The sequence below is a fragment of the Streptomyces sp. NPDC014764 genome, assembly GCF_043082785.1.
Lineage (GTDB): Bacteria > Actinomycetota > Actinomycetes > Streptomycetales > Streptomycetaceae > Streptomyces > Streptomyces althioticus.
The window spans coordinates 1-12,502 of sequence record NZ_JBIBXY010000003.1; the positions used below are offsets into that span (position 1 = coordinate 1).

The 12,502-nt window shown below is 72.8% G+C and carries 10 protein-coding genes; 5 read left to right on the top strand and 5 right to left on the bottom strand.

What is annotated here, in order from left to right; translation table 11 throughout:
• From ACF1AG_RS08735 to glgB, 3 genes are all read left to right on the top strand, one after another.
• Positions 1-486: alpha-glucosidase C-terminal domain-containing protein (locus ACF1AG_RS08735; protein ID WP_391809534.1), on the top strand; the 486-nt coding region annotated here is incomplete at its 5' end.
• 110 nt (positions 487-596) lie between these two features.
• Positions 597-2,015 (top strand): maltokinase, encoded by a 1,419-nt coding sequence (locus ACF1AG_RS08740; protein ID WP_359607536.1) that lies wholly within the window; start codon positions 597-599, stop codon positions 2,013-2,015.
• 32 nt (positions 2,016-2,047) lie between these two features.
• On the top strand, positions 2,048-4,648 hold the full coding sequence (gene glgB, locus ACF1AG_RS08745) for a 1,4-alpha-glucan branching enzyme (protein WP_391809535.1): 2,601 nt from the start codon (positions 2,048-2,050) through the stop codon (positions 4,646-4,648).
• A 15-nt stretch (positions 4,649-4,663) separates the two neighbouring features.
• Here glgB and ACF1AG_RS08750 read toward each other — a convergent pair whose 3' ends face one another.
• The 4 genes from ACF1AG_RS08750 to ACF1AG_RS08765 form a co-directional block, all read right to left on the bottom strand.
• Positions 4,664-6,895 carry a HelD family protein gene (locus ACF1AG_RS08750; RefSeq protein WP_391809678.1) on the bottom strand — a complete coding sequence of 744 codons (2,232 nt, stop codon included), beginning with the start codon at positions 6,893-6,895 and terminating at the stop codon, positions 4,664-4,666.
• Between the two features lie 170 nt (positions 6,896-7,065).
• Positions 7,066-7,389, bottom strand: a complete 324-nt coding sequence (locus ACF1AG_RS08755) for a thioredoxin family protein (protein WP_359607532.1) — start codon at positions 7,387-7,389, stop codon at positions 7,066-7,068.
• Positions 7,386-7,814 (bottom strand): MerR family transcriptional regulator, encoded by a 429-nt coding sequence (locus ACF1AG_RS08760; RefSeq protein ID WP_391809536.1) that lies wholly within the window; start codon positions 7,812-7,814, stop codon positions 7,386-7,388. Before ACF1AG_RS08760 ends, ACF1AG_RS08755 begins: the two co-directional genes overlap by 4 nt.
• 230 nt (positions 7,815-8,044) lie before the next feature.
• Entirely contained in the window at positions 8,045-9,448 is a 1,404-nt protein-coding gene (locus tag ACF1AG_RS08765; RefSeq protein WP_359599169.1) for a cation:dicarboxylate symporter family transporter, read from the bottom strand.
• A 155-nt stretch (positions 9,449-9,603) separates the two neighbouring features.
• Here ACF1AG_RS08765 and ACF1AG_RS08770 point away from each other — a divergent pair, with 155 nt between their 5' ends.
• Positions 9,604-11,247: an ATP-binding protein gene (locus tag ACF1AG_RS08770; protein WP_387794848.1), complete on the top strand. Its 1,644-nt coding sequence runs from the start codon at positions 9,604-9,606 to the stop codon at positions 11,245-11,247.
• Positions 11,248-11,309: 62 nt separating this feature from the next.
• Entirely contained in the window at positions 11,310-11,927 is a 618-nt protein-coding gene (locus tag ACF1AG_RS08775; RefSeq protein ID WP_387795064.1) for a response regulator, read from the top strand.
• Positions 11,928-11,936: 9 nt separating this feature from the next.
• On the opposite strand, the gene ACF1AG_RS08780 is transcribed toward ACF1AG_RS08775, so the two are convergent.
• Complete coding sequence (locus ACF1AG_RS08780) at positions 11,937-12,479, bottom strand: hypothetical protein (protein ID WP_387794849.1); 543 nt, start codon at positions 12,477-12,479, stop codon at positions 11,937-11,939.
• Positions 12,480-12,502 lie beyond the last annotated feature (23 nt).

Consider the following 12,502-nt stretch of genomic DNA (forward strand, 5'->3'; position numbering starts at 1 on the left):
GTGCGCACCCCCATGCAGTGGACCCCCGACCGCAACGCGGGCTTCTCCTCCTCCGACCCCGGCCGCCTCTACCTGCCCACGATCATGGACCCGGTCCACGGCTACCAGGTCACCAACGTCGAAGCCTCCATGGCCTCGCCTTCCAGCCTGCTGCACTGGACCCGGCGCATGATCGAGATCCGCAAGCAGAACCCCGCCTTCGGCCTCGGCTCCTACACCGAGCTGCCCTCCTCCAACCCCGCCGTCCTCGCCTTCCTCCGCGAGGCCCCCCCGAACGGGGAAGACGGGGACGACCTCGTCCTCTGCGTCAACAACTTCTCCCGTTTCGCGCAGCCCACGGAGCTGGATCTCAGCGCCTTCGAGGGGCGGCACCCGGTGGAGCTGTTCGGGGGGGTGCGGTTCCCGGCCATCGGCGAGCTGCCGTACCTGATGACGCTCGGGGGGCACGGCTTCTACTGGTTCCGGCTCCGGAAGGACGCCGCGTAGAACCCGGGGCGGGGCGGTTTCTCCCGCTCCGCCCGGGGCACGCATGAGTAACACCCCGCCCACCGGCGGCGCCCCGTGGCGCGCCGACAGAGGGGAAAGGACGCGACGCCATGTCGGAAGCCGTCACACGCACCGTCACGACCCCGCCCGGCCTCATTGCGTCACTGGATCCACTGTTGCGGGAATGGCTGCCGAGACAGCGCTGGTTCGCCGGGAAGGGCCGCCCGGTCACCGGGTTCGACCTGGTCGCGGCCACCGAGCTGCTGCCGGCCGGCGCCAAGCTCGGCCTGTACCACCTGCTGGTGCGCGCCCATCAGCCCCTCCAGCCCGGCCACGGCGGGCACGAACAGCCGGGCGACTGCTACCAGCTGTTCATAGGCGTGCGCGAGGCGCTGCCGCCCCGGCTGGCGCCCGCGCTGATCGGTCATGTGTCACAGGGTCCCCTGGCCGGACGGACGGTCTACGAGGCCCTGCACGACACCCGGCCCGCCGATCTGCTCCTGGAGGCCCTGCGCACCCGGGCCCGGATCGGCGGGCTTCGCTTCGAGCGCGACCCGCGCCAGGAGATGCGGCCCGGCCTGGTGCCGCGCCTGATGACCGCCGAGCAGTCGAACTCGTCGGTCGTCTACGGCGACACGTTCATCCTGAAACTGATGCGCCGGGTGGTGCCCGGGGTCAACCCCGACCTGGAGCTGCCGCTGGCGCTGGCCCGCGAGGGCTGCCCCCGGGTGCCTCCGCCGACCGCGTGGCTGGTCGCGGACGCCGAGGACACGGCCGGGCCTTCGCACACGGCCGAGCCGTACGTCCTGGGCGTGCTCCAACCCTTCGTGCAGGGCGCCACCGACGGCTGGGAGCTGGCGCTGCGGGAGCTGGCCAAGGGCGAGGACTTCACCGCCGAGGCGCGGGCCATCGGGCGGGCCACCGCCGAGGTGCACACCGCGCTGGCGCGCGCCCTGCCCACGGTCACCCTGGGTCATGTGCAGATGCGCGCGCTGGTCGGCGGCATGACCGAGCGGCTGGAGGCGGCCGTGCACGCGGTGCCCGCGCTGCGGCCGTACGCGGAGGATCTGCGCTCGGCATACACCGCGCTGGACGACCTCGCGTCCGAGGGCCGCACCTGGACCGCCCAGCGGATCCACGGTGACCTGCACCTCGGGCAGTGCCTGCGCTCCCCGGCCGGCACCTGGTCGCTGATCGACTTCGAGGGGGAGCCGGCCAGGCCGCTGGCCGAGCGCCGGATGCCGCAGCCGGAGCTGCGGGACGTGGCGGGCATGCTGCGCTCCTTCGACTACGCGGCGCGCACGACGGACCCTCCGCAGCCCGACTGGGCCAACCACTGCCGGGCGGCCTACTGCACCGGGTACGCGGAGGCCGCCGGCCGTGACCCGCGCACCGAGCCGGTGCTGCTGCGCGCGTACGAGACCGACAAGGCGGTCTACGAGGCGGTCTACGAGGCCCGGCACCGCCCCGACTGGCTGCCCGTGCCGCTGGCGGCGCTGCGCCGGCTCGCCTCGGCCGGCCCCACCTGATCCACCCGACCCGCGTCCAGGAGGCTTCGCCCGTGACCCCCCGCCCCGAGTCCAGCGGTCCGACCCCGGAGCAGCCGGCCGACCGACGCCCCACCGAGCCACCGGCGCCCGCGCGGAAGAAGAAGCCCGCGAAGAAGCAGCCCGCTCCGGCCGCGACGGAGAAGCCCGGCCCGCGCAAGACGTCCGCGAACTCGCGCAAGACGTCCGCGAAGAAGACGGCCGCCGCGGCGACGAAGAACGCCCCGGCCGCGAAGGCCACGGTGCAGAAGGCCGCCGCCGAGAACAGGAAGGGGACGCCGACGCGGCCCGCGCGCCGTCGCACCGCCGAGGCAGCACCGCAGCCCACGGGCAGCCGCACCACTGAAGCAGCACCGCCACCGGCGGCAGTGACACCCCCGGTGCCGGAGAAGACACCGCGATGCGCGCCGCCGGAGGCGGAGATCGCCGTCTCCCCCGCCGTCGACGCCGGCGACCGGGACCGGCTGCTGCACGGCACGCATCACGCACCGCACTCCGTGCTGGGCGCGCACCCCGTGCCCGGCGGGGTCGCCTTCCGGGCGTTCCGGCCGTACGCGCGGGCCGTGACCGTGGTGTCCGGTGGCATGACCGTCGGCCTGCACGACGACGGCGACGGCTTCTTCTCCGGCCTGCTGCCGCTGCGGGACGTCCCCGCGTACCGGCTGCGCGTCGCGTACGAGGGGGCCGAACTGGAGACGGAGGACGCCTACCGCTTCCTGCCCACACTGGGCGAGCTGGACCTGCATCTGATCGGCGAGGGCCGGCACGAGGAGCTGTGGACGGTGCTGGGCGCGCACCCCATGACCCACCAGGGTGTGAGCGGCACCCGCTTCTCGGTGTGGGCGCCGAACGCGCAGGGCGTGCGGGTCGCGGGCTCGTTCAACCTGTGGGACGGCACCGGCTTCCCGATGCGCTCGCTGGGCTCGACCGGGGTGTGGGAACTGTTCGTGCCCGGGATCGGCGAGGGCGAACTGTACAAGTTCGAGATCACCCGCCCGGACGGGTCGAAGACCCTGCGCGCCGACCCGATGGCCCGCCGTACCGAGGTGCCCCCGGCCACCTCGTCGATCGTCACGTCGTCGCGGTACGAGTGGGGCGACGCGCAGTGGCTGGGGCGGCGGGCGGAGGTGCCCGCGCACCGGGCGCCACTCTCGGTGTATGAGGTGCACCTGCCGTCGTGGCGGCCGGGGCTCACCTACCGGCAGCTCGCCGAGCAGCTCCCCGCCTATGTGAAGGACCTGGGCTTCACGCACGTCGAGCTGATGCCGGTCGCCGAGCACCCCTTCGGCGGCTCCTGGGGGTACCAGGTCACCGGCTTCTACGCGCCGACCGCCCGCATGGGCACCCCGGACGACTTCAAGTACCTGGTGGACGCTCTCCACCAGGCCGGCATCGGCGTGATCATGGACTGGGTGCCGGCGCACTTCCCGCGTGACGAGTGGGCCCTGGCCGAGTTCGACGGCCGCCCCCTGTACGAGCACTCCGATCCGCTGCGTGCCGCGCACCCCGACTGGGGCACCCTGGAGTTCGACTTCGGGCGGCGCGAGGTGCGCAACTTCCTGGTGGCGAACGCCCTGTACTGGTGCGAGGAGTTCCACATCGACGGGCTGCGGGTGGACGCGGTCGCCTCCATGCTCTACCTGGACTACTCGCGCGAGCCCGGCCAGTGGACGCCGAACGAGCACGGCGGCCGGGAGAACCTGGACGCGGTGGCGTTCCTGCAGGAGATGAACGCGACCGTGTACCGCAGGGTGCCGGGGGTCGTGACGATCGCCGAGGAGTCCACCGCCTGGGACGGCGTCACCCGCGCCACCCACCACCGCGGCCCGAGCGGTTTCGGCGGACTGGGCTTCGGGCTGAAGTGGAACATGGGCTGGATGCACGACTCGCTGGAGTACATGAGCCACGAGCCGGTGCACCGCAGGTACCACCACGGCGAGATGACCTTCTCGATGGTGTACGCGTACAGCGAGAACTACGTGCTGCCGGTCTCCCACGACGAGGTGGTGCACGGCAAGCGGTCGCTGGTGTCGAAGATGCCCGGCGACTGGTGGCGGCAGCGCGCCGACCTGCGGGCCTACCTGGGCTTCATGTGGGCCCACCCCGGCAAACAACTTCTCTTCATGGGCCAGGAGTTCGCGCAGGGCGCGGAGTGGTCGGAGACGCACGGCCCGGACTGGTGGCTGCTCGACCCGCACTACGGCGCGGAGGCCGACCACCGCGGTGTGCGGGACCTGGTGCGCGACCTCAACACCGTCTACCGGGCCAGCCCCGCGCTGTGGCGGTACGACACCGAGCCGGCCGGATTCCGCTGGGTGGCCGGGGACGCCGCCGACGACAACGTGCTGGCGTTCCTGCGGTACGACGCCGACGGCTCGCCGCTGCTCGCGGTGTCCCACTTCGCGCCGGTGGTGCGGCACGACTACCGCGTCGGCGTCCCGGACGACGTGCCCGCCTGGCACGAGGCCCTGAACACCGACGCGGCCCGCTACGGCGGCTCCGACGTCACCAACCCCGACCCGGTGAAGCCGGAGCCGCAGGGGTGGCACGGTCTGCCGGCGAGCATCCGGCTGACCCTGCCGCCCCTGGCGACGGTGTGGCTGCGCCCGGCCTGACGGCGGGCGGGCGGTCTACGCGAGCGCCTTGGCCAGCGGCTCCGGTAGCGGCTCGGTGTGCAGCACGCCGAGCCGCTGGGTGGCGCGGGTGAGCGCCACGTACAGGTCGCTGGTGCCGTAGCGTCCCGGCTCGACCACCAGGACCGAGTCGAACTCGAGTCCCTTGGCCTGGCGCGGGTCGAGGAGCACCACCTGGTGGGTGAGGTCGGGTTCGGCGCCCGCCGTGACCCCGTCCAGGCGGGCGGCCAGGGCGCGGTGCAGCTCGCGCGGGGCGACGACCGCGAGACGGCCCTCCTCGGGGGTGAGCTCCCTGACCGCCTCGGCGGTGGCGGCGGGCAGGTCCGCGGTGGCGCGGGCCCACGGCCTCACCCCGGTGGCCCGCACCGAGCCGGGCGGTTCGAAGCCGGGGTACGCGTCCCGGACCACGGCGGCGGCGACCTCCATGATCTCCGCGGGGGTGCGGTAGTTGACGCCGAGCCGGTGGTGCTCCCAGCGGTCCTCGACGTACGGGTCGAGGATGCCTTCCCAGGAGCCGACGCCGCCTGCCTCCGAGGTCTGCGCCGGATCGCCGACCAGCGTCATCGACCGGGTGGGGCTGCGCCGCATCAGCAGCCGCCACGCCATCGGGGACAGCTCCTGCGCCTCGTCCACGATGATGTGGCCGAACGCCCAGGTGCGGTCGGCGGCGGCGCGTTCGGCGGCGCTGCGGTGGTCGTCCTCCTCGTGCCGTTCGGCGAACCGCTCGGCGTCGATGATGTCGTGCGCGGAGAGCACCTCGGAGGACTCGGGGTCGTCCTCCTCCTTGTCCTCGAACTCGAAGGTCCGGGAGGCGTAGGAGACGTCCAGCACGCCTTGGGCGTAGGCGATCTGCCGTTGCCGCTCGCGTTCGGCGCGCTCGCGGGCGAGCCGGTCGTCCTCGCCGAGGAGTTCGGCGGCCTCGTCCAGCAGCGGCACGTCGGAGACGGTCCAGTGCCGGGTGACCGGGCGCCGGACCGCGGCGGCGTCCCCGTCGGGGAGGTAGCCCTCCGGGGCGGCGAGGAAGTCCGCGACCAGCCGCTGCGGGGTGATCCGCGGCCAGAGCTGGTCGATCGCCGACCACACCTCGGGGTTCTCGGCCAGCTCGTCGCGGATCTGGGTGATGTCGCTCGGGTCGAGCAGGTTGGACCCGTCGTACGGGTCGGTGCCGATGCGCTCGGCGAGCATGTCGGTGAGCGTGTTGAGGATGTACCCCTCGAAGTGCTCGCGTGCCGCGTTGTGCGGCAGCTTCGTGGCGCGGGTGCGCTCCCGGGCGACGTTCACCAGGCCGTCGTCGAGCATCAGGACCTCGCGGTCGTGCTCGATGGCGATGACCGGATCGGGCAGCGCCTGCCGGTCGCGGACGTACTCCGCGAGCACGCCGGCCATCTCGGCCCGCCCCTTGACGGCGGCGGCCTCCGGCGTGTCCGTACGGGTGGTCCGCACGCCCGGGAACAGCTCGCCGACGGTCGCGAGGAGCACGCCGGTCTCGCCGAGGCTGGGCAGCACCTCGCCGATGTAGCCGAGGAACGCCGGGTTGGGTCCGACGATCAGCACGGCGCGGCGGGCGAGCAGCTCGCGGTGCTCGTAGAGCAGGTACGCGGCCCGGTGCAGGGCGACGGCGGTCTTGCCGGTGCCGGGGCCGCCCTCGACCACCATGATGCCCCGGTGCGGAGCCCGGATGATGCGGTCCTGGTCGGCCTGGATGGTGCGGACGATGTCGCCCATGCGGCCGGTGCGGGCGGAGTTGAGGGCGGCGAGCAGCACGGCGTCGCCGGTGGGATCCTCGTGACCGGTGCGGGTGTCGTCGCCGAGGTCGAGGATCTCGTCGTGCAGGCCGGTGACCCGGCGGCCCTCGGTGGCGATGTGCCGGCGGCGGCGCAGCCCCATCGGGGTGTGGCCGGTGGCCAGGTAGAACGGGCGGGCGACGTCGGCCCGCCAGTCGATGAGGAGCGGAGTCAGCTCGTCGTCGTCGGCGCGCAGGCCGATGCGTCCGATGTGGTGGGTCCGTCCCGGGACGAGGTCGATGCGGCCGAAGCAGAGGGAGCCGTCCACCGCGTTCAGCGCGGCGAGCAGCCCGGAGCGCTCGGCGACCAGGATGTCGCGCTCCAGCCGGGCCTGACGGGGCGTGTCGCCCTGGGCGAGGGCGTCCGCCACACCGGCCTCGGCGTCGCCCCGCAGGACGTCCACCCGTGCGTACAGTCCGTCGATGAATTCCTGTTCCTGCCGCAATTCATCGTCCGGATATTCGGTGTTTGACAATTCCACTCCCGCCCGGATATACTGTGCTCACTGAACTTCTTCGCGACTTCGCATAACGAAGGCGTGAATGGACGAATATACGCAAGGAAAACCCCCGGGCGCAATTACCCGGGGGTTTTCCTTGCGCGGAGGGCGACGGTTCAGAGCACGTCGCGCAGTTCCTCCCGCAGCCGCCGGCCCGGGCGCGCGCCGACCATGGAGCGCAGCGGCTCCCCGTCGCGGAAGACGACGAACGTCGGCATCGACAGCACCTTGTACGCGTTGGTCGTCGCCGGATTGCGGTCCACGTTCAGCTGGACCACCTTCAGCCGGTCCTCCTCCGCCGCCGCCAGCTCACGCAGCACCGGCGCCATCTGCCGGCACGGCGGGCACCAGTCGGCGGTGAACTCCACCAGCACCGGAAGCCCGGCGCCCAGCACCTCCTCCGCGAAATCCGCGTCGGTCACCTCGGGCACGCCGCTCATCGCGGTCCCCCTCCCAGTTCGCACTCCGGTTCCGGACCACCCGGGACCGCCGCGTCGGCTGCCAGCTCCGCACGGGCCGCCTCCGCCCTCGCCAGCTGCCGCCCGACCTGCTCCCGCACCGCGCCCAGCTCGGCGATGAGCGTGTCGATCTCGTCGAGCTTGCGCCGGTAGACCTGGAGCGAGGCCGGGCAGGAGTCGCCCTCGGGGTGCCCGGCGCGCAGGCACTCCACGAACGGCCGGGTCTCCTCCAGGCCGAACCCGAAGTCCTGGAGGGTGCGGATCTGCCGCAGCAGCCTCAGGTCGGACTCGTCGTAGGTCCGGTATCCGTTCCCGTTCCGCCGTGCGGGCAGCAGCCCGCGGGACTCGTAGTACCGCAGCGTCCGCGTCGTGGTCCCGGCGCGTGCGGCCAGCTCGCCGATTCGCATGCCGTCGAACGTAAAGCTTGACGCGGGCGTCAGGGCAAGGGCGCAGGGCGGGGACGGGAACGGGGAGAGGCCGGAGGGCCGAGGAAGGGAAGAGGCCGGGCGGCCGGACCCACGGGGAGAGAGTCCGGCCGCCCGGCGGGAGGCCCTGTCAGGGGGCGGGCCTCCGGGGACCGGCCGGCCGGGGCGACGGGGGGTGCGGCCCGGCCTGCCGGGGTGGGGAGGGCCTGGGGTCAGGCCTTGGCGAGCTCCTTCTCGCCGCCCGGTCCGGACGCCTCGGCGTGGTCGTCCCGGCCGGCGCCGTCGCCGCCGTCGCCGTGGTCGTCGAGCAGCGTGCGCTCGTCGAACGGGGCGCGTCCGGCCAGCACCTCGGCGACCCGCTCCTTGTCGATCTCCTTCGTCCAGGTGCCGATCAGCACCGTGGCGATCGCGTTGCCGGCGAAGTTGGTCAGCGCGCGGGCCTCGCTCATGAAGCGGTCGATGCCGACGATCAGGCCGATGCCGTCCACCAGGGCGGGCTTGTGCGACTGGAGACCGCCGGCCAGGGTCGCGAGGCCGGCGCCGGTGACACCGGCGGCGCCCTTCGAGGCGACCAGCAGGAACAGCAGCAGCGGGATCTGCTCGCCGACCGACATCGGCGTACCCATGGCGTCGGCGATGAACAGCGAGGCCATGGTCATGTAGATCATGGTGCCGTCGAGGTTGAAGGAGTAGCCGGTCGGGACGGTGATGCCGACCACCGGCTTGCTGACGCCCAGGTGCTCCATCTTCGCGATGAGCCGCGGCAGCGCGGACTCCGAGGAGGAGGTGGACAGGATCAGCAGGAACTCACGGCCCAGGTACTTGAACAGGGTCCACACGTTCAGACCCGCGACGATCTTCAGCATCGCGCCGAGCACCACGAAGATGAACAGCACACAGGTGACGTAGAAGCCGAGCATCAGCACGGCGAGGCTCTTGAGCGCGTCCAGGCCCGCCGAGCCGGTGACCGCGGCCATGGCGCCGAAGGCACCGACCGGGGCCGCCCACATGATCATGGCGAGGACGCGGAAGACGAGCCGCTGGATGTGCTCGATGCCGCGCAGGATCGGCTGCCCCGCGTTGCCCATGGCCTGGAGGGCGAAGCCGCAGAGCAGGGCGATCAGCAGGGTCTGGAGCACCTCGCCCTGGGTGAAGGCGGACACGATCGTGGTCGGGATGATGCCGAGCAGGAACTCGGTGGTGTCCTTGGCCTCCGCGTCGATCTGCGCGTGGCCGGTCTCCTTGACCGCGTCGGTGATCGCGAGGCCGGTGCCCGGCTCCAGGATGTTGCCGACGACCAGGCCGATGGCGAGCGCCACCACCGACATGACCATGAAGTAGCCGAGGGCGATGCCGCCCACCGCGCCCACCTTGGCGGCCTTCCGCACGGACCCGATGCCCAGCACGATCGTGCAGAAGATGATCGGCGAGATCATCATCTTGATCAGGTTCACGAAGCCGGTGCCGATCGGCTTCAGCTCGACCGCGAAGTCCGGCGCGATCAGGCCGACGGCGATGCCGAGGGCAACCGCGATGATCACGGCGATGTAGAGATAGTGCGTGCGGTCCCGCTTTGCCTTGGGTGCGGCAGGTGCCGTATCGGCGGTGCTGGTCACGGCGGCCCTCCTTGACGTCGTCGTCGGCATCACCGGCGTGCGGCTCACGTCCGGGGGATGGTTCGGGGGAACGCGGCGACTATGTCGTGCCTTGTGAGTGCGGTCACCCTTCCGTTCATTTAGTTCACCGGGAGGGCGCGAGGCAGACTGGCTGGATGCGCATCCCCCTCCCCCGGCCCCGCAGCCTCGCGGGACAGCTCTTCGCCATGCAGGCCGTGCTGCTCACGGTCGTCGTGGCGGGGTACGCGCTGGCCACCTATCTCAGCCACCGCAGCGAGGCCGAGGAGGCCGCGGGACGGCAGGCCGCGTCGGTGGCGCGCTCCGTCGCCGACTCGCCGTCGGTGCGGGAGGCGATCCGCTCGTCGGACCCGTCGGGACGGCTCCAGCCGTACGCGGTGGCGGTGGTGCGCGACACCGACGTGGACTTCGTCACGATCATGGATCCGCGGGGCATCCGCTGGACCCACCCCGACCCGGCCCAGATCGGCCTGCCCTTCCAGGGGCACACCGGCCCGGCGCTCCAGGGGCGCACCTTCACCGAGACCTACACCGGCACGCTCGGCCCGTCCGTGCGCGCCGTGACACCGGTGCGGGACGGCGACCGGATCGTCGGCCTGGTCAGCGCGGGCATACGGGTCGACGAGATCGGGCGGCGTGTGCAGGAGCAGCTCGCAGCGCTGCTGGCGGTCGCGGCGGGCGCGCTCGGGCTCGGCGCGATCGGCACATACGTGATCAACGCGCGGCTGCGCCGGCACACGCACGGGATGAACGCGACCGAGCTGAGCCACATGCACGACTACCATCAGGCCGCGCTGCACGCCGTGCGCGAGGGGCTGCTGATGCTGGACGGACAGTTCCGGGTGGCGCTGATCAACGACGGCGGCCGGGAGCTGCTCGGGGTGGACCAGGAGGAGGACGTGGTGGGCCGGTCGGTCCCGGAGCTGGGCCTGCCGGCCCCCTTGACGGGGGCGCTGCTCGCCTCCGAACCCCGGGTCGACGAGGTGCACCTCACGGCCGACCGGGTGCTGGTGGTGAACACCTCGCCGGTCACCGGCGGCCAGCGGCGCGGCTCCGTGGTGACGCTGCGGGACGTCACCGAGCTGCAGTCGCTGATGGGCGAGCTGGACTCGGAGCGGGGCTTCACGCAGGCGCTGCGCTCCCAGGCGCACGAGGCGGCCAACCGGCTGCACACCGTGGTGTCGCTGATCGAGCTGGGCCGCGCCGAGGAGGCCGTCGAGTTCGCCACGGCCGAGCTGGAGCTGGCGCAGGCCCTCACCGACCAGGTGGTGGCGGCGGTGAGCGAGCCCGTGCTGGCGGCGCTGCTGCTGGGCAAGACCGCGCAGGCCAACGAGCGGGGTGTGGAGCTGGTGGTGTCCCCGGACAGCCGCCTGGACGACGGTCTGCTGCCGGAGGCGCTGCCCTCCCGCGACCTGGTGACCATCCTCGGCAACCTGATCGACAACGCGGTGGACGCGGCCCAGGGCGGGGTGCGGCCGCGGGTGACGGTGACGGCGCTGACCGAGGAAGACGGCTCGGAGCTGGTCCTGCGGGTCGGCGACACCGGGCCGGGCGTCGACCCGGAGCGCGCCGAGGAACTGTTCCGGCTGGGCTACACCACCAAGCCGTCCGGCCCCGGCGGCCGGGGTCTGGGTCTCGCCCTGGTCCGGCAGGCGGTGTCCCGGCACGGCGGCACCCTCGCGGTGACCTCCGGCGAGGACGGCGGCGCCGTGTTCGACGTGCGGATGCCGCTGCGGGAGACGGCCTGTGCGGTCGTGAACGGCGCGGGCGGTGCCGTGTGACCGCGCAGCCGATCAGGGTGCTGGTCGTCGAGGACGACCCGGTGGCCGCCGACGCGCACGTGATGTACGTGGGGCGGGTGCCCGGCTTCGTCGCCGTCGGCAAGGCGCACACCGGGGCGCAGGCCCGCCGGGCGCTCGACCGCACCCCAGTCGACCTGCTGCTCCTCGACCTGCACCTGCCGGACGTGCACGGGCTGCAGCTGGCCCGCACGCTGCGGGCGGCCGGCCATCACGCCGACGTGATCGCGGTGACCTCGGCGCGGGACCTCGCGGTGGTCCGCGAAGGGGTGTCGCTCGGCGTCGTGCAGTACGTGCTGAAGCCGTTCACCTTCGCGACGCTCCGCGACCGGCTGGTCCGGTACGCCGAGTTCCGCGCGGCGGCCGGCGAGGCGAGCGGCCAGGACGAGGTCGACCGCGCGCTGGCGACCCTGCGCGCCCCCGGCCCGGCCGCCCTCCCGAAGGGCCTCAGCGGCCCCACCCTGGAACGCGTCTCCACGGCCCTGCGCGACGCCCCCGACGGCCTCACCGCCACGGGCGTCGCGGAGGCGGTCGGCATATCCCGCATCACGGCCCGCCGCTACCTGGAACACCTGGTCGACGCCGGCTGCGCGGCCCGCCGCCCGCAGTACGGGACGGTGGGACGGCCGGAACTCCAGTACCGGTGGGTGCCGGGCACCTGATCCGGGCCGTCACGCGGCCCGCGCGAACCGCACGACCTGCGAGGCGAGCCCGGCCACGGCGAGCGCCTCCAGCACGGACAGCGCGACCATCAGTCTCCCGTGGCCGTCGTCCTGCGCCCAGAACACCACCAGGGCGGCGAGCGGGACGGCGCAGAACGCGGTCAGGTCGACGGCGAGCTGCACCGCCTTACGGGACCGCCGCCGGGTGTCCCTGCCGTGCGAGGCCTCCCACCCGAACGTGGTGAAGCCGCTTTCGCCGGCCGCGAGCGCGGCCAGCCGGGGTCCCAGGGAGTCCCGGACGTAGAGGCCTATCGCCGTGATCTTCTCGTCGTTGACCACGTAGGTCCATCCGAGGACCACGCACACCGGCGGCAGCGCCAGCAGCATCGACGGCTGCTTCGCCTGCGCCGCGGCGGCGATGACGGCAGCCACCACGGCCAGCGTCACATAGAGGAGGTTGTCCCGGAACCCGATCCTCGCCTTCTGCTCGTCCTTCACGCTCTGGTACTCGGCCAGCAGCAACTGCCCCACAGTGACGCCCTGTTCCGGCACTCCGTCTCCCATCCTCCGGTGAA